Origin of the sequence: Flavobacterium sp. 102 (assembly GCF_003634615.1) — a bacterium.
In the GTDB taxonomy this organism is placed as follows: domain Bacteria; phylum Bacteroidota; class Bacteroidia; order Flavobacteriales; family Flavobacteriaceae; genus Flavobacterium.
The window spans coordinates 854,719-879,586 of the sequence record NZ_RBKX01000001.1 but is presented as its reverse complement, the minus strand read 5'-3'; the positions used below and the strand labels follow the sequence as shown (position 1 = coordinate 879,586).

Here is a 24,868-nt window from a genome sequence, read left to right as displayed (position 1 = left end):
TTTGCTGCATCAAAATAAAACAATGAACACGATTATTGCTCAATTACATCATCATCATTCTTGCAACCAGGCGAGTTAATGATGTATTGTAGCTAATCCAAAAACATAATTAAAAACCCGTCTGAGTATATCAAGACGGGTTTTTTGTATTTATACACTTCGCGATATACTCAGCTTTTATTCACAATTAAAAAATGAGTACTTTAAAAATTGCTGTTCAAAAAAGTGGCCGACTAAGCGAAAAATCACTCCAACTGCTGGAAGAATGTGGTATCAAAATTTCCAATGGTGAACGAAAACTCAAAGCCGTTGCACAAAATTTTCCGGTCGAAATCCTATTCCTGCGCGATGATGATATTCCGCAGTACGTGGAACAAGGCGTTGCCGATATAGGCATCTTAGGCGAAAATGAAGTCTGGGAAAAAGGCAAAGAAGTAAATGTGATTCAGCAATTAGGTTTTGCCGGTTGCCGCATGTCATTGGCCATTCCGAAAGACGAAATCTACACCGATTTGAATTATTTTGAAGGCAAACGAATCGCGACCAGTTATCCTAAAATCCTAATTGATTTTTTTGCCAAAAAGGACATTAATGTTTTTATCGAAGAAATCAGCGGAAGTGTTGAAATTGCCACCAGCATTGGTTTAGCCGATGCCGTGTTCGATATTGTCAGCACCGGAAGTACACTTTTGATGAATGGTTTGAAAGAAGTCGAAACCGTTACTAAAAGCGAAGCCGTTCTAATTGCCAATCCAAATCTGACGCAAGAAATCCAAGCCATTCTCAACAAATTACTATTCCGAATCCAATCGGTTCGCGAAGGCAAACAGAATAAATATATTTTATTAAATGCTCCGAATTCAGCCATCGACAACATCTGTTCTTTACTTCCGGGTATGAAATCACCAACCATTTTACCGTTGGTCAACAAAGATTGGAGCAGTTTGCATTCGGTCATCCGAGAAGACGATTATTGGGAAATCATAGAACAACTCAAAAATCTCGGTGCTGAAGGAATTTTAATTATTCCGATAGAAAAAATGATTCGATAATTCAATTTAACAAATATGAAAACTTACATAAATCCAAATCCTGAACAATGGAATGAATTGTCCAAAAGACAAACTGTAGCGACAGCCGATTTAAACGAAACCGTAAAATCCATTTTTAACGACATTGAAAAAAATGGTTCGGCTGCCGTAAAAAAGTACACCAATTATTTCGATGGCATTTCTATTAAAAATATAGCCATATCAACTGCAGAAATAGAAAAAGCTATAGCCGAAATTCCAATCGAATTAAAAAAAGCAATTCAAGTTGCAGCTAATAATATTTCGAAATTTCACAGTTCTCAAAAAGAAATTCCAACCAAAATCGAAACCACTTCGGGTGTTTTTTGCTGGAGAGAAAGTCGCGCCATTGAAACAATTGGCATTTACATTCCCGGCGGAACAGCACCGCTTTTTTCTACTGTATTGATGTTAGCCATTCCGGCTAAAATTGCTGGTTGCAAAAACATAATTCTGTGTTCGCCACCAGATAAGAACGGCAATATCAATCCAGCTATTTTGTATGCTGCGCAATTGACCGGTGTAACTCAAATGTATAACGTCGGCGGCATCCAAGCGATTGCCGCTATGACCTTTGGAACCGATGAAATTCCGAAAGTCGACAAGCTCTTCGGTCCCGGAAATCAATACGTCACAGCGGCCAAACAATACGCACAACAATTGGGTTTAGCCATCGATTTGCCTGCCGGACCAAGTGAATTATTGGTCATTGCCGATGACATTTGCGACCCTGAATTTGTTGCTTCCGATTTGCTTTCGCAAGCTGAACACGGTGGCGATAGCCAGGTAATTTTAGTAACCCATTCAGAGGAAATTGTTTCGAAAGTGGCAGCAGCCATTGAAAGTCAAATAGCACTTTTACCTCGACAATCCGTTGTAGAAAAAGCTTTAGAAAACAGTCGTGCTTTGGTTTTCGATAGTATTCAAACCGGAATCGAGTTCAGTAATTTTTACGCACCAGAGCATTTGATTTTGGCTATAAAAGATGCCGAAAATAAAATTGAATTCATCGAAAATGCCGGTTCGGTTTTTATTGGCAATTACAGTTGTGAAAGCGCCGGAGATTACGCCAGCGGAACCAATCACACGTTACCAACTAATGGTTATGCGAAGAATTACAGCGGCGTTTCGTTAGACAGTTTTGTCAAAAAAATCACGTTTCAAAAATTGACTTCCAAAGGCATACAAAACCTTGGCTCAACGATTGAACTCATGGCTGCAGCCGAACAACTAGATGCCCACAAAAACGCGGTTTCCATCCGATTAAAAAAATTACAAAATGGATAATATCTCTAATTTAATTCGGAAAAACATTCTTTCGTTAACGCCGTATTCGAGCGCGAGAGATGAATACAAAAGCAATCAAGGCGTCTTTTTGGATGCCAATGAAAATCCGTATGGCAACTTAAACCGCTATCCCGATCCATACCAATGGCGCTTGAAACAAATTTTGAGCAGTCAAAAGAAAGTAGCTATTGAAAACATTTTAATCGGTAACGGAAGCGACGAAATCATCGATTTAGTACAACGTGTTTTTTGCGAACCAAATCAAGACAAAATCATCCTTTGTCCACCAACTTATGGGATGTATGAAGTCTATGCGAACATCAATAATCTTGAAATCATTTCAATTCCGCTTACCAAAGAATTTCAATTGAATACTGAAGCTATTTTGGAGCAAAAGGCTAAAGTTTTGTATTTATGTTCGCCCAACAATCCGACTGGAAATTATTTAGAAAATCTGGAATACATCATTGAAAACTTCAACGGCATTGTGTTTTTAGACGAAGCTTACATCGACTTTAGTGAACAACCTTCTTTAGTTTCTAAAATCAAACAATATTCTAATTTAATTATTTCACAAACGTTTAGTAAAGCTCGAGGTTTGGCAGCAGTTCGCATCGGAATTGCTTATGCAGATGAAAACATCATTTCGGTGATGAATAAGGTAAAACCGCCATATAATGTGAGTCAATTGAATCAAGAAGCTGCGGTAAAATCACTTGCCGATGAAGCTACTTTCAAATCGAATGTACAACTGATAAAATCCGAACGGAAATTGCTTAAGAAATCCCTTTTGGCTTTAGATTTTGTAACCAAAATTTATCCGTCAGAAGCTAATTTTTTATTAGTCGAAATGGAAAATGCAACCGCCATTTACAATAGTTTAATCGAACAACAAATCATCACACGAAACCGAAGTTCGGTAGTTGAAAATACGATTCGAATTACCATCGGAACTCCAAGAGAAAATCAACAATTAGTCTACGCATTACAATTAGTCACATCATGAAAAAAGCTTTATTTATAGACAGAGATGGCACGTTAATCATCGAACCACCGATAGATTTTCAAGTCGATAGTTTGGAAAAATTGGAATTTTATCCGCAGGTTTTTCAGTATTTATCACGCATTGCCAAAGAATTAGATTATGAGTTGGTCATGGTAACAAATCAAGATGGAATGGGAACTAATTCGTTTCCAGAAAATACCTTTTGGCCAGCTCAAAATAAAATGATAAAAGCGTTCGAAAACGAAGGAATTCAATTTTCGGATGTGATTATTGATGTGTCATTTCCAGAGCAAAATTTGCCAACACGAAAACCTGGAACTGCGTTATTGCAACAGTACATCAAAGGCAATTACGATTTAAAAAATTCCTTCGTAATTGGAGATAGAGTTACTGATATTCAACTAGCAGAAAATTTAGGAAGTCAGGCGATTTTTATTTCAGCTACAGCCAATGAACGAGCGATTTTATCAACGACTTCTTGGGAAAAAATCTATCAATTTTTAAAGGAACAACCTCGCGTTGGAAAATTAATTCGAACAACAAAAGAAACCGAAATTGCAATTGAAATTAACTTAGATGGAAACGGAAAAAGCAACATCAAAACCGGTTTAGGATTTTTCGATCATATGCTCGACCAAATTGTCAAACACGGAAATATAGATTTAAACATCAACGTAGAAGGCGATTTGTATGTTGATGAACACCATACTATTGAAGATGTCGGAATAGCTTTGGGCGACGTTTTTGCGCAAGCTTTGGGTTCTAAAAAAGGCATTACGCGTTACGGTTTTTTACTTCCGATGGACGATTGTTTGTCGCAAGTTGCATTGGATTTTGGTGGTCGTTCATGGTTGGTTTGGGATGCGAAATTCAACCGAGAAAAAATCGGAGAAATGCCAACCGAAATGTTTTCACACTTTTTTAAATCGTTTTGTGATGGTGCCAAATGCAATTTAAACATCAAAAGTGAAGGCGAAAACGAGCACCACAAAATAGAATCAATTTTCAAAGCGTTCGCCAAAGCAATAAAAATGGCGGTTCAAAAAGACGGAACTAACGGCATACCAAGCACCAAAGGAATATTATGATAGCATTAGTAAAATACAACGCAGGCAACATTACTTCTGTGAAAAATGCCATCGAACGATTGGGGTATTCATGTGTCGTAACCGATGATGAAACGATTTTGAAACAAGCTGAAAAAGTAATTTTTCCTGGTGTGGGCGAAGCAAGTTCGGCAATGAAGTATTTGAAAGAAAAAGGTTTGGACCAAGTAATCAAAAACCTTAGACAACCGGTTTTAGGAATATGTCTCGGGCAACAATTATTATGTCAATTTTCTGAAGAAGGAAACACAGAATGTTTAGGAATTTTCGAAGCAACAGTTAAAAAATTCGAACCCAAATTGAAAGTGCCACACATGGGTTGGAACAACATTTCACAGTTAAACTCTGAATTATATTACGGAATTTCAGCAGATGAAAATTTCTATTTTGTACACAGTTACTACGTCGAAATCAGTAAAGAAACAACAGCCATTTGCGATTATATCGTTCCGTTTAGTGCATCGATGCAAAAGGATAATTTTTACGCCACACAATTTCATCCTGAAAAATCATCTCGTGTTGGCGAGCAACTTTTACTAAACTTTTTAAAATTATGAGAATCATTCCAGCCATAGACATCATCAACGGAAAATGCGTCCGATTGACCAAAGGCGATTATGCCACGCAAAAAATTTACAATGAAAATCCATTGGAAGTAGCCAAATATTTTGAAGACAACGGCTTCCAATATTTACATTTAGTGGATTTGGATGGAGCAAAATCGAACCAGATTATCAACCATAAAGTATTGTATCAAATTGCAACAAAAACCAATTTGAAAATCGATTTTGGTGGTGGATTAAAACAAAGAAAAGACCTCGAAATCGCTTTTGAAAACGGAGCCAATCAAGTTACGGGCGGAAGCATTGCATCTAAAAATCCAACCGAATTTTTAAATTGGTTGACTGAATTTGGAAGTAATAAAATCATTTTAGGCGCCGATTGTTTGAACCGAAAAATTGCCACTCAAGGTTGGTTAGAAACTTCAGAAATTGATGTCGTGGAGTATATTTCTGATTATGTTTCCAAAGGAATTTCAATTGTGATTTGTACCGACATCTCAAAAGACGGCATGCTTCAAGGTACTTCTAATGAATTGTATTCGGTCATTTTAGAAAAGACCAAAGTGAATTTAATTGCGAGTGGCGGCGTGACAACTATTTCGGATTTAGAACTATTGAAAACCATCGGATGCGAAGGTGCCATCATCGGAAAAGCATTATACGAAGGCACAATAAAAATTGAAAACTTACGCGAATTATGTTAAAGAAAAGAATCATTCCGTGTTTGGATATTAAAGACGGACGAGTCGTGAAAGGTGTACAATTTTTGGCACTAAAATATGCCGGAAATCCAGTAGAATTGGCTTCATTTTATTCTAAAAACGGAGCGGATGAGTTAGTACTTTTAGACATCAGCGCGACCTTGGAAAAGCGAAAAACCTTAGCGGAAATGGTCACGCAATTGTCAAAAGAAATTAATATTCCCTTCACCGTTGGCGGCGGCATTCAATCGGTTGAAGAGGCGCGATTACTATTGCAATCCGGTGCGGATAAAGTAAGTATTAATTCGGCTGCCGTTTTGAATCCTGAGTTGATTACCCAAATTTCAGATGCTTTTGGAAGTCAGAGTTTAGTGGTTGCCATCGACATCAAAAAAGTGGAAAACGATTGGTTTGTTTTCATAAAAGGTGGAACAGAATCCACAGGAATTTTAGCCATCGATTGGGCAAAAAAAGTCGAAGAATTAGGAGCTGGAGAATTACTAATTACGTCTATGAACAATGATGGTTCCAAAAACGGATTTGCATTAGACATCACCAATGCTATAAGTGAAGCGGTTTCTATTCCAATAATTGCTTCTGGTGGCGCTGGAAATGCAAAAGACTTTATCGATTTATTCACTAAAACCGAAGTCAGCGCCGGATTAGCCGCCAGTATTTTCCACTTTAACGAAGTCCCGATTTCAACTTTAAAAAACATTTTAAAAACTAAAAACATACCCATCAGATGACCTTAGATTTCTCTAAATATAACGGATTAATTCCAACGATTATTCAGGACAACCAAACGGAACAAGTGTTGATGCTAGGTTACATGAACGAAGACGCATTCCAAAAAACACAAGATGAAAACATTGTGACCTTTTTCAGTCGAAGTAAAAACAGGTTGTGGACCAAAGGCGAAACTTCTGGAAATTTTCTAAAAGTAGTTTCCATAAAAGATGATTGCGACCAAGATGCATTACTGATTAAAGTGATTCCAAACGGACCAACGTGTCACAATGGAACTACTTCTTGTTTTGACAATGAACCTCAAATTTCTTTTCTAAATGAGTTGGAAAAAGTCATTGAAGAACGTATTTCAATCCCAAGTTCAGAATCTTATGTCACATCACTTTTCCAAAAAGGCCTCAATAAAATTGCTCAAAAAGTTGGCGAAGAAGCAGTCGAATTGGTCATAGAAGCCAAAGATGACAATGCTGATTTGTTCTTGAATGAAGCCGCTGATTTACTGTTTCACTATTTAATATTGCTCAAAGCAAAAGGCTTTAGTTTAGAAAAAGTAGAAACCATTTTAAAAGACCGAATGAAGAATAAATAAAATCGGATTTTTAGACTATCAAACAATAACAAATCTTTATCATTTCTTTAAAACTTCCCTTCAGAATTCTCATTATCTTTGCAACAGATTTCAATATCTAATATTTAATTTCTAATATTTAAAATCAAAAAAATATGTATCCAGAAGAAATGGTATTGCCAATGCGCGCTGAACTTTCAGAAGCTGGCTTTCAAGAATTATATACAGCAGCTGACGTTGAAAACGCGATTAAAGCAGAAGGAACGACTTTAGTAGTAGTAAATTCGGTTTGTGGTTGTGCGGCAAGAAATGCTCGTCCGGGAGCTAAAATGAGTTTAGATGGCGCTAAAAAACCAGACCATTTAATCACTGTTTTTGCCGGTGTTGACAAAGAAGCTGTTGATGCAGCTCGCCAACAAATGTTTCCTTTTCCACCGTCATCGCCAAGTATGGCTTTGTTCAAAAACGGCGAATTGGTGCACATGTTAGAACGTCACCACATTGAAGGTCGTCCGGCAGAATTAATCGCAGAAAACCTTAAAGATGCATACGCAGAATTCTGCTAAAAAATATTTTTAAAAACTTCACGCAACCTTTTCTATTGAATTGCATCTCTTGAATAAGATGCCATGAAAATGGGAGAAATGCTATGAAAAAGAAACCCAACGGTCTAAAAACTGCTTGGGTTTTTTTATTGCAAAAAAAATGTAAATTTGCACCGAATTCTTCCATTTAGAACTCACAACATATTTCTCACTTAAACGTTTATAGCATGCAACTGTATAACACCTTAAGCGCAGAAGAAAGAGCCGAATTGATTGACCAAGCCGGCAAACAACGACTAACGTTGTCTTTCTATGCGTATGCCAAAATTGAAGATCCAAAAAAATTTCGCGACGATTTATTTATCCAATGGAACCAACTCGATGCCTTAGGCCGAACGTATGTTGCCAAAGAAGGAATCAACGCTCAAATGTCGGTTCCGGCCGAAAACATTGAAGCTTTCCGCGAAACATTAGAAGCCTATGATTTCATGAAAAACATCCGATTGAATGTGGCTGTGGAACACGATGACCATTCGTTTTTGAAGTTGACTGTGAAAGTTCGGGACAAAATTGTAGCCGATGGTTTAAACGACGAAACCTTTGATGTAACCAATATTGGTGTACATTTAAAAGCCAACGAATTCAATCAGATTTTAGAAGACCCTAACACGATTGTGGTTGATTTCAGAAATCATTACGAAAGCGAAATTGGGCATTTCAAAGGCGCGATAACTCCGGATGTGGAAACTTTTAGAGAAAGTCTGCCTATCATCAACGAACAATTAAAAGATTTTAAAGAAGATAAAAACCTAGTGATGTATTGCACCGGTGGTATTCGTTGTGAAAAAGCTTCTGCTTACTTTAAACACCAAGGTTTTAAAAATGTGTTCCAATTAGAAGGCGGAATTATCAATTATGCCAAACAAATCAAGGAAGAAAATCTGGAAAGCAAATTCATCGGAAAGAATTTTGTTTTCGACCATCGTTTAGGCGAAAGAATTACCGACGATATTGTTTCGCAATGTCACCAATGTGGAAAGCCGTGTGATAATCACACCAATTGTTCCAACGATGGTTGTCATTTGCTGTTTATCCAATGTGACGATTGTAAAGCGGCTATGGAAAATTGTTGTTCCAATGAATGTCTTGAAATAACGCATTTGCCTTTGGCGGAACAAGTAAGATTAAGAAGCGGAAAGCAAGTCGGCAACAAAGTCTTCCGCAAAGGAAAATCTGAAAACCTGAAATTCAAACATTCGGGCGAACTCTCCGATGTTGCTTTGGCTACAGCCAAAAAAAAACCAACCGACATTCGCCAAAAGATAAGGGTGAAAAAAGTACTGCTTGGTAAGGTCGAACACTATTACACCAAAGCCAGCGTTGGCCTTTTCATCATCGAAAACCAAGAACTGAATATTGGTGACAAAATCATCATCTCCGGACCAACAACCGGTGACGAAACTTTAATTTTGGAAAAAATGTTAGTAAACGGCAATGATAACGTGGTTGCAAAACCTAGTGACAAAGTAACTTTTGAAGTGCCGTTTCGAGTTCGTTTGTCTGATAAGTTATTTAAAATCATCCACTAATGACTACTTCGGGAAGACTTGAATTGATGGCGCCGGCTGGCAATTTCGAATCACTGCAGGCGGCTTTAGACAACGGATGTGATTCGGTTTATTTTGGTGTCGAACAATTAAACATGCGTGCGCGTGCTACAGTGAATTTCGTTTTAGATGATTTGCCTGAAATTGCCCGCCGATGTGAAGAAAAAAACGTCAGAACCTATCTGACTTTAAATACTATTATTTACGATCACGACTTGTCTGTCGTGAAAACCCTTTTGGCAAAAGCCAAAAAAGCCAAAATTACTGCGGTAATTGCATCAGACCAAGCAGTCATTATGACCGCAAGGACAATGGGTATTGAAGTACACATTTCAACCCAATTGAATGTGACCAACATTGAAACCGTAAAATTCTACGCAATGTTTGCCGATACAATAGTCTTGTCTCGTGAGTTAAGTTTACGACAAGTAAAAAAAATCACTAATGATATCGAAAAAGAAAGAATCAAAGGACCAAACGGCAATTTGGTTGAAATTGAAATTTTTGGTCATGGTGCACTTTGTATGGCGGTTTCGGGCAAATGTTATTTGAGTTTGCATTCTCATAATTCTTCTGCCAATCGCGGTGCTTGCAAACAAAATTGCCGTAAAAAATATACTGTAATCGACCAAGAAAGCGGATTCGAAATTGAAATCGATAATGAATACATGATGTCACCTAAAGATTTATGTACGATTGATTTCCTAGACCAAGTCATTGATTCCGGTGTCAAAGTTTTGAAAATTGAAGGTCGAGGACGCGCTGCCGATTATGTGGCAACCGTAGTAAAAACTTATCGCGAAGCCATCGATTCCTATTGCCAAAATACCTTTTCTAAAGAAAAAATTAATATTTGGATGGAAACCCTTTCTACCGTTTACAACCGTGGATTTTGGAGCGGATATTATTTGGGACAAAAACTGGGAGAATGGAGCGATAATCCCGGTTCGAGCGCTACTCAGAAAAAAGTTTACATTGGTAAAGGCATGCATTATTTCCCAAAGACCAATATAGCCGAATTCAAAATCGAAGCCTATGATATCAAAAAAGGCGACAAAATCTTAATCACAGGACCAAGCACCGGAGCTCAAGAAATGTTTATTGAAGATATGATGGTCAACGATTTGCCGTTGCAGAAAGCCTCAAAAGGAGATAGTTGTACTTTAAAAGTGCCTTTTCGTATCCGTTTGTCCGACAAAATATATAAAATTGTAGAAAATTAAATGGTTATTATTACGCTACAAAGAGACAAATGTATTGGTTGCAATTACTGTGTAGAAATGGCACCGGGACAATTTCAGATGTCAAAAAAAGATGGTAAATCGGTGCTTTTAAAATCGGTGAATGCCAAAGGATTTTACACCCTGAAATCAGCCGACCATACTATTGTTGAAAATTGCGAATTGGCAGAAAAAGCGTGTCCTGTCCACATTATCACCCTGAAGGAAACTTAAAAATTTTGCGGCTAATTTTAACCGAAAAAACAATATCTTTACACTTTTAACGTTTATGATAAGTAGTGCTGATTATATTCGGCGCAACCAACCTACCTATATCCAAATTATGGCTTGTACAAGTTGTTCAACTTCCGATGGCGGTGCGCCAAAAGGATGCAAAAATAATGGGACTTGCGGCACCGATAGCTGCAACAAATTAACCGTTTTCGATTGGCTCTCCAACATGAGTTTGCCCAATGGAGAAGCACCTTTCGATTGTATTGAAGTGCGTTTTAAAAACGGAAGAAAAGAATTTTACCGCAATACCGAAAAACTAACTTTAAGCATCGGTGACGTAGTAGCTACTGAAGCTTCTCCTGGTCACGATGTCGGAATTGTAACCCTTACAGGCGAATTGGTTAAAATTCAAATGAAGAAAAAAGGCGTAAATCACACCAGTCCTGAAATCGCAAAAGTTTACCGAAAAGCCTCTCAAAAGGACATCGATATTTGGAGCGATTCTCGTGACAAAGAAGAACCGATGAAGGTAAAAGCCCGTGAATTGGCGATTGCTCACAAATTGGAAATGAAAATTTCTGATATCGAATTCCAAGGCGATGGTTCTAAAGTGACTTTCTATTATACAGCGAACGATCGTGTTGATTTCCGTTTGTTAATCAAAGATTACGCGCGTGAATTCAGTACGAGAATTGAAATGAAACAAGTCGGTTTCCGTCAGGAAGCTTCTCGTTTAGGCGGCATAGGTTCCTGCGGAAGAGAATTGTGTTGTTCGACTTGGTTGACTGATTTCAGAAGCGTCAATACTTCGGCGGCACGTTACCAACAATTATCTTTAAATCCGCAAAAATTAGCCGGTCAATGTGGTAAATTGAAATGTTGTCTGAACTATGAATTAGACACTTACATGGATGCGCTAAAAGATTTTCCGGATTTTGAAACCAAATTAAAAACCGAAAAAGGCGATGCCGTTTGTCAAAAACAAGACATTTTCAAAGGCCTAATGTGGTTTGCCTATTTTGACAATTTTGCCAATTGGCATGTACTGAACATCGAGCAAGTCAAAGAAATTGTGTCCCAAAACAAACAAGGCAAAAAAGTGAGTTCGCTTGAAGACTTTGCGATCGAAATTGTAGCCGAACCTGAAAAAGATTTCAACAATGCCATGGGACAAGAGAGTTTGACTCGTTTTGACCAACCTCGAAATAAGAAAAGAAACAATAACAAAAATAAAAAACGCAAACCTTTTGGTGCCGATAAAAAACCTTCATCCGACAATAAAAATGAGCCTAAGATTAAGAAATAGTTTTATCCTGCTTTTGGTAGCGGTACTTTTATTTTCTTGCGACGAAAAAAGAGTCTTTGACGAATACAAATCCGTCGGAAAGGAATGGCACAAAGACAGTGTTGTTACTTTTGATTTGCCACAATTGGATGCAAAAAAATTGTACAATTTATACGTTAACGTTAGAGATAACGATGATTATCCGTTCAATAATTTGTTTCTGATTGTTTCTTTAGAACAACCCAACAGGCAAATAAAAGTGGACACTTTGGAATACCAAATGACCAATCCTGATGGCACGCTTCTTGGTGATGGGTTCACGGATATTAAGGAAAACAAGTTATTTTACAAGGACAAAGTGAGTTTTGCACAAAAAGGAATTTATAAAATTCATATCAAACACGCAGTAAGACAAACCGGCAAAATAGAAGGCGTTCCTTCGCTTCCCGGCATCTCCGATGTTGGTTTTAGAATAGAATCTACAGAATAAAAAATATGGCACAAAAAAATAATACCGCAACAGTTAAAGACATTAAATACTACCAAAAGAAATTTTGGCAGTTGTTAGTTTACGGACTTGGTGTAATGATATTGTTTTTCTTTTTGGCATCATGGGGTTTTTTCGGCAGTATGCCATCCTTTGAAGACTTAGAAAATCCGGAATCTAATTTGGCCACCGAAATTATCTCTTCTGATGGTGTCACCATTGGGAAGTTTTATAACGAAAACCGAACACCAATCAAATACGAAGATTTGCCACCGCATTTGGTAAAAGCCCTTGTCGCTACCGAAGATGAGCGTTTCTACGAACATTCCGGAATTGATGGTAGAAGAACTTTAGGCGCAGCCATAAAATTAGGTTCCGATGGTGGTGCGAGTACCATAACCCAACAGTTAGCCAAATTACTTTTTCACGGTGAAGGTTCCAGTTTCAAGCCTTTTCGTGTGATTCAAAAAGTAAAAGAATGGATTATCGCCGTTAAATTAGAACGTCAATATACCAAAAACGAAATCATCGCCATGTATTTAAACAAAGCTGATTTTGTGAATACAGCCGTTGGAATTCGTTCGGCTTCCAAAGTATATTTTGGCAAAGAACCACGCGATTTATCCATTGATGAGGCAGCGATGTTTGTCGGAATGCTTAAAAATCCTTCACTTTACAATCCTTTGCGTCGTTTGGAAAAAGTCAAAAACAGACGAAATACGGTTTTAGACCAAATGGTGCGAAATAAAGTTTTAGATAAGACATCGAGAGATACTTTAGCCAGCAAACCTATCGTTTTGAACTTCCATCCTGAAAGTCATAAAGAAGGAACGGCAACCTATTTCCGTGAATTCCTTCGTGAGTACATGAAAAATTGGGTCAAAGAAAACAAAAGAGCTGATGGCAGCGATTGGGATATTTACAGCGATGGTCTGAAAATTTACACCACAATCGATTCCAAAATTCAGGAACATGCTGAAGAAGCTGTTCAGGCACATATGAAAAATCTGCAACAGGAATTCTTTGCTGAGCAAAAAAACAATAAAAATGCTCCTTTCATCAATATTACCGATGACGAAACCAAACGCATCATGAACCAAGCGATGAAAAACTCTGAGCGTTGGAGAGTAATGAAAGACATGGACAAATCAGAAGAAGAAATCATCGCTTCCTTTGATGTGAAAGCCAAAATGAAAATTTTCTCTTGGAAAGGAGAAATCGATACGTTAATGACCCCTATGGATTCCATCCGTTATTACAAACACTTCCTTCAAGCGGGATTAATGTCGATGGAACCACAAACCGGTCATATCAAAGCTTGGGTTGGGGGAATCGATTATAAATATTTCCAATACGATCACGTTGGTCAAGGTGCGAGACAAGTGGGTTCGACTTTTAAACCATTTGTTTATGCAACCGCAATTGAACAATTAGGCATGTCACCTTGTGATTCTATCATCGATAGTCCATTTATGATTCATAAAGGAAGACACAACGTTACCAAAGATTGGGAACCAAAAAATTCTGATCATCAATACCGAGGCATGGTGACTTTAAAAAGAGCTTTAGCGCTTTCCATCAATACGGTTTCAGCCAAATTAATTGACAAAACCGGACCGGACGCCGTTGTGAATCTAACCAAAAAACTAGGCGTTAAATCAGAAATTCCTGCTCAACCTTCTATTGCGCTAGGTGCAGTTGAAATTACGGTTGAAGATATGGTGGCGGCTTACAGCACATTTGCCAATCAAGGGGTTTACATCAAACCACAATTCATCAGCAGGATTGAAGATAAAAACGGGGTTGTCCTTTACGAACCTGTTCCCGATTCTCATGACGTGTTGAATAAAGACATTGCTTATGCCGTTATAAAATTATTAGAAGGTGTAACCGAAAGTGGTTCGGGGGTGCGTTTAAGAACGGAAGGTGGCGGAAGCGGCGACAATCGTTGGACAGGTTATCCCTATATGTTCACCAACCCAATTGCGGGTAAAACCGGAACTTCTCAAAACCAATCCGACGGTTGGTTTATTGGAATGGTACCTAATTTGGTGACTGGCGTTTGGGTCGGCTGTGAAGACCGTTCGGCGCGTTTCAAAGGCATTACTTACGGACAAGGCGCCACTGCTGCTTTACCAATTTGGGGTTATATGATGAAAAAATGTTATGAAGACAAAGACCTCCAAATCTCCAAAGATCCTTTCGAAAGACCGGATAATCTCTCCATCAAAGTAGATTGTTGGACACCAAGAAAAGTAGAAACCGATTCCACAGCAGTTCCAACCGAGGAAGAAGAACAAAATATTGATGATTTTGAATTGTAAAAATGCTTACGCCTGTTCGCTGCGCTAGGGTTAGGAGCTATTTACGGATTTCCGCGCTACATGGTAGCCAGTTTCACTCGAGCGAAGCGACTGCCGAAGAAATCCGGGCTAACATAATAAAAAATTCCGTCTACAAACTGCAGGCGGAATTTTTTATTTTAAAACGCCGGAAACAAATCCCTTCCCTATTCTCTTTTAAATTCCTAAATTTACGCCACAAACAAATTACGCTAAACACTAATCAATTATGATTAATAAAAAAGTAAACTCTGTACAAGAAGCCCTTCAAGGTATCGAAGACAACATGACCATCATGCTCGGTGGTTTCGGACTTTGTGGTATTCCGGAAAACAGCATTGCCGAATTGGTACAAAAAGAAACAACCGGTTTAACCTGTATTTCCAACAATGCCGGTGTTGATGATTTCGGATTGGGCTTGTTGCTCCAAAAAAGACAAATCAAAAAAATGATCTCTTCTTATGTAGGAGAAAATGCCGAATTCGAACGCCAAATGCTTTCGGGCGAATTGGATGTAGAACTAACACCACAAGGTACTTTGGCAGAAAAATGTCGTGCAGCACAAGCCGGAATTCCAGCTTTCTTCACGCCTGCCGGTTACGGAACCGAAGTCGCTGAAGGCAAAGAAGTCCGCGAATTCAATGGCAAAATGCACATCATGGAACTAGCTTACAAAGCTGATTTTGCTATCGTAAAAGCATGGAAAGGCGACGAAGCCGGAAACCTGATTTTCAAAGGAACGGCTCGTAATTTCAACGCTTGTATGGCCGGTGCCGGAAAAATCACCATCGCCGAAGTAGAAGAATTATTGCCGGTTGGTTCATTAGATCCAAATCAAATTCACATTCCGGGGATTATGGTGCAACGCATATTCAAAGGCGAGAAATTTGAGAAGAGAATTGAGCAACGTACAACCCGAAAAAGAGAGTAATCATGGCTTTAGATAAAAACGATATCGCAAAAAGAATAGCCCAAGAAGTTAAAGACAAATACTTTGTCAACCTTGGCATCGGAATTCCTACTTTGGTGGCTAATTATGTACGCACGGATATTTCGGTTGAATTTCAATCGGAAAACGGTGTTTTAGGCATGGGCCCATTTCCTTTTGAAGGCGAAGAAGATGCCGATGTCATCAACGCCGGAAAACAAACTATCACGACTTTGCCGGGAGCGAGTTTTTTTGATTCTGCCTTCAGTTTCGGCATGATTAGAAGTCAGAAAGTCGATTTAACCATTCTCGGCGCTATGGAAGTTGCCGAAAACGGAGACATAGCCAACTGGAAAATCCCGGGCAAAATGGTCAAAGGAATGGGCGGCGCTATGGATTTAGTCGCTTCTGCCGAAAACATTATCGTAGCCATGATGCATGTCAACAAAGCCGGTGAAAGCAAAATTTTAAAAAAATGCAGTTTACCCTTAACAGGTGTTGGTTGTGTGAAAAAAGTGGTTACCGAATTGGCGGTAATGGAAATCACACCCAAAGGCTTCAAACTACTGGAACGAGCACCAGGCGTTTCAGTTGAACATATTATCGCTTCGACTGAAGCCGATTTGATTATTGAAGGTGATATTCCGGAAATGGTGATTTAATCAAAATCTTTATATAAAAGCAGAGAACCACAAAACTTCAATGATTTTTGTGGTTTTTTTATTGGTTAAAAGTGTGAAATCTATTTCCTCAGAAACTCTAAAATAATTGGTGAGGCATGAGTAAAACTTGGAAATTGTTCTGTGATGCTCACCGCTCTTTTTTTATTCAATTTATAAATCAAATCAAATTCTGTGGTAAACAATATCGCCGACATAAACGGATTGTTGATATATGTTACCAATTTTTCGCAAGCGCCGTCAATCGAATGAATCTCAAACAATTCTTCTTCTTGGTAACGAAATTTGAGTTCTAATTTTAAATTACCTTCTTCAATGATTGGGCGAACGTAGATGTTTTTCAAATCTGTATTCCCGATGGTTTTAGCCAAAGTCAATTTGGCAAAAGTTCCGTCAGCTAAACTAGTTTTGACTTGATTATAAAACTCTGTAAAGGATGCTGTGAATGACATATTTATTATTTATTAAAGCCTAGTGTTATGAAAAACACGATAATTATAACTAAAAGTCCTAGCTTTGAATTGTCTTTTTTAGCCACTTCGTCAATTGATTTTTTGCCTCCATGACATAGCCACATAAAACTATTACCAACAAAATGACATACCAAATTGCGATACAACATAACCTATACCTATTAGCTGAAAAACCAACTCGCCACAAAAATTGCGGTTATTACACAAATCAAATCAACCAAAAGCATCGTGGCTAAAGTGTAACGGGTATTTTTGATATTAACTGAACCAAAATAAACCGCAATTACATAAAAAGTGGTTTCGGCACTGCATTGGAAAATACAACTCAATCTTCCGGTCAAAGAATCGGGACCAAAAGTACGCATCGAATCAATCATAAATCCACGAGAACCTCCGGAACTGAAAGGACGTAACATCGCAACCGGTAAAGAATCTGTAATTTGTTTGCTCACGCCAATGTTGGAAAACACAAAGGAAAGTCCGTTACTGATAATGTCAAACAAACCACTATTTCTGAAAAAGGATATCGCGACTAACATTCCCAATACGTAAGGGAAAATCTTGACTCCGGTTTGTATTCCATTATTGGCACCTACTACGAAAGCATCAAAAACGGTAGTTTCTTTCTCTACAAATTTCTTTTCTTTAAGGAAGGCAAAAAGTAAAGTAAATCCAATAATGACTACCAACATCAATCCGGAAAGATTAGAGGTAAAAAAGTTTTTGCCCACTAAATCCAATCCGTTAATATAGAATAACAAACCAACAATCGCTGCCACAACACTCATCAAAGCCACCAATAAAGTTGCGCTTTTGAAGTTGATTTTTTGTTTAATCCCAACAATTATCATAGCTGCTATTGTTCCTATAAAAGACGTAATAATACAAGGCAACATCACATCCGCCGGATTTTCTGCATTTTGTGCAGCGCGATAGCCAATAATAGACGTTGGTATTAAGGTTAAACCAGCGGCATGCAAACACATAAACATAATCTGGGCATCACTGGCTTTGTCTTTTTCGGGATTAATTTCTTGTAAACTTTGCATGGCTTTTAAACCAAATGGCGTTGCGGCTGAATCCAAACCAAGGAAATTAGCGGCAAAGTTTAAGGTCATATAAGATATTGATTCGTGGTTTTTAGGAACCGAAGGAAAGACTTTGGCAAAAACCGGACTCAACTTTCTGGCTAATATTTCGGAAGCGCCGGAAATGATTAAAAGTTCCATCAATCCGCAAAAGAAAGCCAAATAGGCCATTAAAGGAAGGATAATATCAAACAGCGTCATTTTACACGTTGGCAATAAACCATCTGTTTTTTGAACGCCGCTGTAGACTTTTACGGTTTTGTTTTTGTAGACATAAGTAGTGTCAGCATTTAGTGTGTCGCGATTGATTACAAAAGTTTTTTCCTCATTTTTACCGATACTATCTTGGATAAATTTCGGAATCTCATTCAAGTATTTTTCTGAAATTAAAACCGGATCATCCTTTTTTCCGTTTAATATATGATCTATAGTGTAACTATTACCCGAAAATAAACTGAAAATCACAAAGGTGATGGAGGCGATAAAAATAACAAGCCAAAATCTACTGAGAACCATAATCTGTTTTTTGGTAAATATACTATTTATCAAATTTGGATAGAAATAATTTTTGAATCGGTATTGAAATAAATTTTTTATAAAAAAACAGCGATAACTGTAGTCCTATTTGACATGTCTTGAACATATCTTAAAAAATAATGAATATTTAACAATAAAATAATCATTTTACACTAAGATTTTTATATTTGCAGACTTTAACAACCAACTAATTACTCTCTTAAGAAAATCATGAAAAAGAACTATTCATTATTACTTCTAATCCTTTTTATTTCTGGTTCTGTATTCGGTCAGTCTCAGGAAAATATCAAAAAAATTACCGCCGAATATGACATGGCTAAGCTTAAAGAAAAAGAAGCTTCTTACCGAAAAAGAGCTACTGCTGAAAAGCAAAAAGCCATAGCCACTGCAAAGCAAAGAAACTGGCCAATTTATGAAGAAACTCCCGAAGGTGGTATTAAAGAATTAATGGCACTTACGCCGGAAGGATTGCCCATATATTACACAACAGACAATGTAAATGCCGCGCGAACAACCAGAACCAATCATTTAAATACCGGTGGTTCATTAGGTCTTAATTTAGATGGACAGGGAATGACTGTTAGAGTTTGGGACGGTGGTAATGTAAGAACAAATCACACTGCTTTTGGCTCAAGAGTTGTTGCGGTTGATGCTGCCACTACAAACACTATTTTACACGCTACTCACGTTACGGGTACGATGGTGGCTTCTGCAAATCCGGCGAATGTAAAAGGAATGGCGTCTCAAGCCAATGCGCGTACTTTTGATTGGGGTTTTGATGATGCAGAAGTTGTTTCAGAAACCATGGAAGGCATGTTAGTTTCTAATCACTCTTATGGTACTCCTATTTCAGGTTCAGGTACTCCATTACCATCATGGTATATTGGCTCTTATACCTATTCTGCTTTTCTTTGGGACGATATCGCCTATGATGCACCATACTATTTAGCGGTAATGTCTGCCGGAAATGAAGGTGGTAATAATGACAATGAGGAACCAATAGCTTTTGGCTTTGATAAATTGGTCGGAAATAAAGGCGCAAAAAATAATTTAGTTGTAGCGAATGCATTAGATGCCACTACAGCAGCTGACGGAACACTTACTTCAGCAGTAACAATCAATCCTTCAAGTAGTCAAGGGCCAACAGACGATTATAGAATCAAACCGGATATTACCGGAAACGGGACCAATGTTACTTCAACCAGCAATTCTGGAACAAATGCAACCGCTCCGCTTTCCGGAACTTCTATGGCTTCTCCAAATGTAGCCGGAAGTCTTATCTTACTTCAACAACACTATAATAATCTAACCAACAGTTTTATGCGTGCTTCAACCCTTAAAGGGTTGGTTTGCCATACCGCCGATGATGCCGGAGAAGAGGGACCTGATGCAGTGTTTGGTTGGGGATTATTGAATTGTAAAAAAGCGGCAGAAACATTAACAAATAATGGACTATCCTCATGGGTTTCTGAAGAAAACCTAGCCAATGGACAAGAGTATACCATCACAGTAAACTCCAATGGAACAACCCCTTTAATTGCTTCAATTACTTGGACTGATGTTCCTGGAGCCATCAATACCGGTGGATTTGGAGCCAATGATCCAACACCTGCTTTGGTAAATGATTTGGATATCAGAGTGGTTAAAAACACAACAACATATTTCCCATGGAAATTGGATTTTGATCCAAATAGCCCTGCAATTAGAATTGAGGATAACAATGTTGACAATGTTGAACAAGTTAAAATTGATGCTCCTACTGCTGGTCAATATACAATTACGGTAAATCATAAAGGTGCTTTGGTTAGCGGTAGCCAAAAATTCTCGTTGGTTATCACTGGCTTGACTTCCAATTTTGCCCTAAATTCAACCTCAGACAACTTGACTGTTTGTTCTGATCAAAATGCAGTCTATACTTTTAACTATACACAATCTGGTGGTGGATCAACTACTTTCTCCGCAGTAGATTTACCAACCGGTGCTAGCGCTACTTTTTCCCCTACTTCCTTAAGCAGTAATGGTTCTGTTACTATGACTGTTTCAGGCTTGTCAGGAATAACACCGGGTGAATATTTTGTTGGAATCAAAGGAACAGGTGCAACAGAAACTGAAACACGTTTTAAAATATTAAGAGTTTTTAACGGAACTTCTTTTCAACCGGTTGCTTTACAAACGCCAACAAATGCACAAAACGGATTATCGACTACGGCTTTGTTAAAATGGGATACCCAACCTAATGCACTAACTTATAGCATTCAGGTTTCTCAATTTCCAAATTTCTCTTCTTTGTTTATTACTGATGAAGTAACCAACAATCAATATAACATCTCCGGTTTGGCTGAGGCTACGAGATATTATTGGAGAGTGATTCCACAAAACAATTGTGGTACCGCTACAACCAACAACGCCATCGTTTACTATTTTGATACCGGAAATCTTGTTTGTAACATTAATTTTGCTGCTGATGACTATTCTGATGCTATTATTGCAGATGTCCCAAACTCATCCGCTTCTGTTCCTTTAACCATTACCGGTGGTTATACAATCGGTGATTTAAATGTGAATATTAATATTAGTCACACTTGGGTACAAGATATGACTATTGTTCTCGAAGGACCAGTAGCAATTGGAAGCCCAATCATTACCTTACTGGAAGAAGCTTGTGGCGGTCAGTCTGATATTGATTGTACTATGGATGATGATGGTACTGAACCTGCTTGTGCCGGAAGTCCTGCAATTAGTGGAAGTATTACTCCTGTTAATCCATTAAGTGCTTTGAATACTTTACCGGCAGATGGAATATGGACATTGAGAGTTGTTGACCCTTATAATGAAGATGGAGGTATTATCAACAGTTTCAGTATCGATATTTGTAATGTAGAAGCTGCTCTTTCTGTGATTTCTAATCCTATTTTGAATAGCCGTGTGTATCCAAATCCAACGAAAGGAATTGTGAATGTTGCCATTCCTTCTTTAATCGATAAAGCAACCATTACTTTGTTTGATTTACAAGGAAGAGCTATTATGACCAAAGATACTAACCAAGTATATACTTCCTTTGGTATAGAGAATCTTCAAGATGGTGTTTATTTAGTAAACATTGCTAATGATCAAGGTGCTGTTACTAAAAAAATAGTTTTGAGAAGAAACTAATCCAACAGCATAAAAGAAATAAAAAAGAGGTCCAAATAGACTGCCCCCAAAAAGTTAGACACTTATTGGGGGCATTTTTATGAGTAGAAAAATCAAGTATGACATTGACTTCAAGAAGTCAATCGTTGAGAAAGTTATTAATGGAAAATCTGGTTGTAAGTCAATAGCGATTGAGTTTTCCTTGCAACATGGTATGGTTAGGCGTTGGGTTTCTTTTTACCACAAGTATGGTATTGAAGGACTTAAACCAATAAAAAACAGCTATTCTGCTGAGTTTAAACTAAAGGCTATTAATGAGATGAGAAATAAATACTTATCTTTATCTGAAACCTGTATCCTTTTTAAAATTCCTAGTATTGGTTCTTTGATGAAATGGATAGCGATTTATGATAGTGAGGGTTCAGCAGGTTTAGCATTAGAAAGAAGAGGAAAACATAAAGCTATGCCTAAAAAATCTAAAAAAGCCTTAACCCGAGAGGAAGAACTACTGGAAGAGTTAGCCGATTTAAAGGCAGAGAATGCCTATCTAAAAAAGCTTCATGCCTTAGTTCAATCAGAAAAAGAGAAAGAAGAAAAACGCAAATCATCCAAGAACTAAGGCAACAGCATGGATTAGCCACGCTACTCAAACATGCTGGGATGGCCAGAAGTACTTTCTATTACCATCGAAAAGAGCTAGGTAAAGAAGATAAGTATAAATCTGCTAAAGAGGAAATTAAACTTATATATCATCAGCACAAAGGTCGCTTCGGATATAGAAGAATATTGTTAGAAGTTAAGAAAAGAGGATATGTAATCAATCACAAAACGGTTTACAAACTTATGAAGGAGCAAGGCCTAAAGAGCCTGATTAGAGGCAAAAAGTATGTCTCTTATAAAGGGGAACTAGGTAAAATAGCGCCAAACTTACTTCAGAGAAACTTCAAAGCAGCACAGCCTAATGAAAAGTGGGCTACTGACATAACCGAGTTCCGGGTTAAAGAAAAGAAACTTTATCTATCGCCGGTTATTGATTTGTTTAATGGAGAGATTATTAGTTATACAACTTCGGAGAGCCCAAATATCAAACAGGTTATAGATATGCTAAAAAAATGTAAGCGTAATAAAAGTGATAAAACATTGATATTGCACTCAGATCAAGGTTGGCAATACCAAATGAAAGCATATCAATTTATGCTTAAACGAAAAAACATAAGTGCTAGTATGTCCAGAAAAGGAAACTGCCTAGATAATGCAATTATAGAGAACTTCTTTGGAACGCTAAAATCTGAACTGTTTTATCTTAAAAAGTATGATTCTATAGCAGAATTAAATAAAGATATTATAGAGTATATAAAATACTATAACAACGATAGAATAAGGCTTAACTTAAATGGAATGAGCCCGATACAATACCGAGCTCATTCAAAAAATCTTAATTAATTTTTAACCGTCCAACTTTTGGGGTTAAGTCCACAAATGGACCTCTTTTTTTATACATGTAAAATTTCATCTTCTATCAATAAATCCTCTCTGCGCAGTCGAAGGAAAATTTGTGCTACCGCAATAACGTCTTTTTCACAGTATGTCACAATTCGGTCAATGTCTTTTTCTACATAAAACACATGCGCGACTTGACTACCATCTATATCGCCTTTTGGAGAAGGTATGCCCAGAATCTTGGTCAACAATTTTAAAGAGGTGAAATGTTTGTAGTCTCCGAATTTCCAAAGTTCCAATGTATCTAGATGTGGAATCTCCCAAGGCTTTTTGCCAAATAAATTCAGTTTAGCCGGGATGACAATCTGATTAATAATCATTCTGCGAGCGATAAACGGTATGTCAAATTCTTTGGCATTGTGACCACACAAAAGATGTTGGGCTCCATTGAAATGAGTATCTAACAAATTGGAGAAATCCTTTAAAATCTTTTTCTCATCGCCAAAAAAGGAAGTTACTCTAAAGTTTCGAATATCGTTTTTATTGGCAAAATAGCCTACTGAAATACAGACAATCTTTCCAAACTCAGCCCAAATTCCGGCGCGTTCATAAAAGTCTTCCGGAGTGTATTCGTCTTTTCTTTGGTACTGGGTTTTTTGTTCCCAAAGGACTTTCATCTCGTTATCTAGAACATTAAAGTTTTCTTCCTCCGGAACGGTTTCGATATCGAGAAAGAGAATATTATTGAGTGGAATCTTTTCTATCATAAGAATAAATTTAAGAATTAACCGACTTAAAATTAGTGATTTATTTTAAATATGAAAGAAAAATAGTTAAAAAAGTGATTGTTGAGCACTCGGACTTTCGTGCTCCAATAACCATTTTTTGCGCCAAAGTCCGCCGGCATAACCGGTTAAAGATCCATCCGTTCCAATAACGCGATGACACGGAACGACAATCCATAAAGGGTTTTTACCATTGGCTGATGCTACTGCTCGAATGGCTTTGACATCGCCTAACTTTTTAGACAAATCAAGATAAGACATGGTTTTGCCAAACGGAATATTCAACAATTCTTGCCAAACTTTTTGTTGGAAATCGGTTCCGTTAGGATTTATTTTAAAATCAAAATCAATTCGATTTCCTTGGAAATAATCTTGGAGTTGTTGTACTGCTTCTGTCAAAACAGATGGAATTGTAATGGTAAGTTCGCCTTCTTCCAAAATTGAAATTATGGCAATACCGTTGTCATCGCCAGCAATTTTGGCTATTCCGAGTGGTGTTTTGATGAATGCGGTTTCCATAGGATAAAGATAATTATTTTAACCGCAAAGTCTCGAAGTTTCGGGAGTAAAGATGTCGCGAAGCTCGCAGATATTTATTTCGAGAAACTATAGATATAATCTTCTATGGCTTTCAGTTCTTCATTGCTCATTAGCTTGGTGATGGCGAAATTGGTTTTCATTACCTCATACTGACTTGGGTCAACTATGGGTTCGCTTTCTTCTTTCAAAAAACTAACAATACTTCCTTTTTTTTCTTTGTAGGTGTTGGCAATCTCAGCGATACTTGGTCCGATTACTTTTTGGTCTGGTAAATGACAGGCATTGCACGTTCCTTTGCCTTCAAATAGTTCTTGACCCGAAACAGTAACTGCTGTGTCGTCTTGTTTGGGTTGACCGTAGTTTTTTTCTGCTTCTTTTTTACAAGACACGAATGTGATGATAAAAGCAAGTAATATAATTTTTTTCATAGTCTACAAAAATTCAATACAAATTCTAATTAGCCCCGATTGAAGCTAGCTACCGTGTAGCGCGGA

25 protein-coding genes are annotated in these 24,868 nt (G+C 37.7%); 20 read left to right on the top strand and 5 right to left on the bottom strand.

Going from position 1 to position 24,868, the window contains the following annotated elements; all coding sequences use genetic code 11:
- Nucleotides 1-194: 194 nt before the first annotated feature.
- The 17 genes from hisG to C8C84_RS03880 all read left to right on the top strand — a co-directional run bounded on the left by hisG (nucleotide 195) and on the right by C8C84_RS03880 (nucleotide 16,361).
- Entirely contained in the window at nucleotides 195-1,052 is an 858-nt protein-coding gene (gene hisG, locus C8C84_RS03960; RefSeq protein WP_121312298.1) for an ATP phosphoribosyltransferase, read from the top strand.
- 15 nt (nucleotides 1,053-1,067) lie between these two features.
- Nucleotides 1,068-2,357 carry a histidinol dehydrogenase gene (hisD, locus tag C8C84_RS03955; protein ID WP_121312297.1) on the top strand — a complete coding sequence of 430 codons (1,290 nt, stop codon included), beginning with the start codon at nucleotides 1,068-1,070 and terminating at the stop codon, nucleotides 2,355-2,357.
- A complete protein-coding gene (gene hisC, locus C8C84_RS03950; RefSeq protein ID WP_121312296.1) occupies nucleotides 2,350-3,363 on the top strand; it encodes a histidinol-phosphate transaminase in 1,014 nt (337 codons plus the stop codon). Before hisD ends, hisC begins: the two co-directional genes overlap by 8 nt.
- Nucleotides 3,360-4,451 (top strand): bifunctional histidinol-phosphatase/imidazoleglycerol-phosphate dehydratase HisB, encoded by a 1,092-nt coding sequence (hisB, locus tag C8C84_RS03945; protein ID WP_121312295.1) that lies wholly within the window; start codon nucleotides 3,360-3,362, stop codon nucleotides 4,449-4,451. Before hisC ends, hisB begins: the two co-directional genes overlap by 4 nt.
- The gene (hisH, locus tag C8C84_RS03940) at nucleotides 4,448-5,026 is read left to right on the top strand and encodes an imidazole glycerol phosphate synthase subunit HisH (protein ID WP_121312294.1); all 579 of its coding nucleotides are present in this window, start codon (nucleotides 4,448-4,450) and stop codon (nucleotides 5,024-5,026) included. Before hisB ends, hisH begins: the two co-directional genes overlap by 4 nt.
- Nucleotides 5,023-5,736 carry a 1-(5-phosphoribosyl)-5-[(5-phosphoribosylamino)methylideneamino]imidazole-4-carboxamide isomerase gene (hisA, locus tag C8C84_RS03935; RefSeq protein WP_121312293.1) on the top strand — a complete coding sequence of 238 codons (714 nt, stop codon included), beginning with the start codon at nucleotides 5,023-5,025 and terminating at the stop codon, nucleotides 5,734-5,736. Before hisH ends, hisA begins: the two co-directional genes overlap by 4 nt.
- Nucleotides 5,730-6,482, top strand: coding sequence for an imidazole glycerol phosphate synthase subunit HisF (hisF, locus tag C8C84_RS03930; RefSeq protein ID WP_121312292.1), 753 nt, complete (start codon nucleotides 5,730-5,732; stop codon nucleotides 6,480-6,482). Before hisA ends, hisF begins: the two co-directional genes overlap by 7 nt.
- Nucleotides 6,479-7,072: a bifunctional phosphoribosyl-AMP cyclohydrolase/phosphoribosyl-ATP diphosphatase HisIE gene (hisIE, locus tag C8C84_RS03925; protein WP_121312291.1), complete on the top strand. Its 594-nt coding sequence runs from the start codon at nucleotides 6,479-6,481 to the stop codon at nucleotides 7,070-7,072. Before hisF ends, hisIE begins: the two co-directional genes overlap by 4 nt.
- Nucleotides 7,073-7,206: 134 nt before the next feature.
- Nucleotides 7,207-7,617, top strand: a complete 411-nt coding sequence (locus C8C84_RS03920; protein WP_121312290.1) for a BrxA/BrxB family bacilliredoxin — start codon at nucleotides 7,207-7,209, stop codon at nucleotides 7,615-7,617.
- Nucleotides 7,618-7,823: 206 nt separating this feature from the next.
- Nucleotides 7,824-9,185: a rhodanese-related sulfurtransferase gene (locus C8C84_RS03915; RefSeq protein WP_121312289.1), complete on the top strand. Its 1,362-nt coding sequence runs from the start codon at nucleotides 7,824-7,826 to the stop codon at nucleotides 9,183-9,185.
- Nucleotides 9,185-10,426, top strand: coding sequence for a peptidase U32 family protein (locus C8C84_RS03910; RefSeq protein ID WP_121312288.1), 1,242 nt, complete (start codon nucleotides 9,185-9,187; stop codon nucleotides 10,424-10,426). The genes C8C84_RS03915 and C8C84_RS03910 overlap by 1 nt, the downstream gene beginning before the upstream one ends.
- Nucleotides 10,427-10,657 carry a ferredoxin gene (locus C8C84_RS03905; protein WP_121312287.1) on the top strand — a complete coding sequence of 77 codons (231 nt, stop codon included), beginning with the start codon at nucleotides 10,427-10,429 and terminating at the stop codon, nucleotides 10,655-10,657.
- Between the two features lie 109 nt (nucleotides 10,658-10,766).
- Nucleotides 10,767-11,963: a regulatory iron-sulfur-containing complex subunit RicT gene (locus C8C84_RS03900; RefSeq protein WP_121314961.1), complete on the top strand. Its 1,197-nt coding sequence runs from the start codon at nucleotides 10,767-10,769 to the stop codon at nucleotides 11,961-11,963.
- A complete protein-coding gene (locus C8C84_RS03895; protein WP_121312286.1) occupies nucleotides 11,941-12,432 on the top strand; it encodes a gliding motility lipoprotein GldH in 492 nt (163 codons plus the stop codon). Before C8C84_RS03900 ends, C8C84_RS03895 begins: the two co-directional genes overlap by 23 nt.
- A 5-nt stretch (nucleotides 12,433-12,437) precedes the next feature.
- Nucleotides 12,438-14,753 (top strand): penicillin-binding protein 1A, encoded by a 2,316-nt coding sequence (locus C8C84_RS03890; protein WP_121312285.1) that lies wholly within the window; start codon nucleotides 12,438-12,440, stop codon nucleotides 14,751-14,753.
- Between the two features lie 247 nt (nucleotides 14,754-15,000).
- Nucleotides 15,001-15,702, top strand: a complete 702-nt coding sequence (locus C8C84_RS03885) for a CoA transferase subunit A (protein ID WP_121312284.1) — start codon at nucleotides 15,001-15,003, stop codon at nucleotides 15,700-15,702.
- Nucleotides 15,703-15,704: 2 nt separating this feature from the next.
- Nucleotides 15,705-16,361 (top strand): 3-oxoacid CoA-transferase subunit B, encoded by a 657-nt coding sequence (locus tag C8C84_RS03880; RefSeq protein WP_121312283.1) that lies wholly within the window; start codon nucleotides 15,705-15,707, stop codon nucleotides 16,359-16,361.
- An 80-nt stretch (nucleotides 16,362-16,441) separates the two neighbouring features.
- Here C8C84_RS03880 and C8C84_RS03875 read toward each other — a convergent pair whose 3' ends face one another.
- Nucleotides 16,442-16,831: a hypothetical protein gene (locus C8C84_RS03875; protein ID WP_121312282.1), complete on the bottom strand. Its 390-nt coding sequence runs from the start codon at nucleotides 16,829-16,831 to the stop codon at nucleotides 16,442-16,444.
- Nucleotides 16,832-17,013: 182 nt separating this feature from the next.
- Nucleotides 17,014-18,456: a nucleoside recognition domain-containing protein gene (locus tag C8C84_RS03870; protein WP_121312281.1), complete on the bottom strand. Its 1,443-nt coding sequence runs from the start codon at nucleotides 18,454-18,456 to the stop codon at nucleotides 17,014-17,016.
- 231 nt (nucleotides 18,457-18,687) lie between these two features.
- On the opposite strand from C8C84_RS03870, the gene C8C84_RS03865 reads away from it, so the two are divergent.
- The 3 genes from C8C84_RS03865 to C8C84_RS03855 all read left to right on the top strand — a co-directional run bounded on the left by C8C84_RS03865 (nucleotide 18,688) and on the right by C8C84_RS03855 (nucleotide 23,052).
- On the top strand, nucleotides 18,688-21,630 hold the full coding sequence (locus C8C84_RS03865) for a S8 family serine peptidase (RefSeq protein WP_121312280.1): 2,943 nt from the start codon (nucleotides 18,688-18,690) through the stop codon (nucleotides 21,628-21,630).
- 79 nt (nucleotides 21,631-21,709) lie between these two features.
- Complete coding sequence (locus tag C8C84_RS03860) at nucleotides 21,710-22,228, top strand: helix-turn-helix domain-containing protein (protein ID WP_121312279.1); 519 nt, start codon at nucleotides 21,710-21,712, stop codon at nucleotides 22,226-22,228.
- Nucleotides 22,183-23,052 (top strand): IS3 family transposase, encoded by an 870-nt coding sequence (locus C8C84_RS03855; RefSeq protein WP_121312278.1) that lies wholly within the window; start codon nucleotides 22,183-22,185, stop codon nucleotides 23,050-23,052. Before C8C84_RS03860 ends, C8C84_RS03855 begins: the two co-directional genes overlap by 46 nt.
- A 50-nt stretch (nucleotides 23,053-23,102) precedes the next feature.
- On the opposite strand, the gene C8C84_RS03850 is transcribed toward C8C84_RS03855, so the two are convergent.
- From C8C84_RS03850 to C8C84_RS03840, 3 genes are all read right to left on the bottom strand, one after another.
- Nucleotides 23,103-23,816, bottom strand: coding sequence for a 3'-5' exonuclease (locus tag C8C84_RS03850; protein ID WP_121312277.1), 714 nt, complete (start codon nucleotides 23,814-23,816; stop codon nucleotides 23,103-23,105).
- Between the two features lie 66 nt (nucleotides 23,817-23,882).
- Nucleotides 23,883-24,353 (bottom strand): methylated-DNA--[protein]-cysteine S-methyltransferase, encoded by a 471-nt coding sequence (locus C8C84_RS03845; protein WP_121312276.1) that lies wholly within the window; start codon nucleotides 24,351-24,353, stop codon nucleotides 23,883-23,885.
- Nucleotides 24,354-24,427: 74 nt separating this feature from the next.
- Complete coding sequence (locus C8C84_RS03840) at nucleotides 24,428-24,802, bottom strand: c-type cytochrome (protein ID WP_121312275.1); 375 nt, start codon at nucleotides 24,800-24,802, stop codon at nucleotides 24,428-24,430.
- Nucleotides 24,803-24,868: the final 66 nt, after the last annotated feature.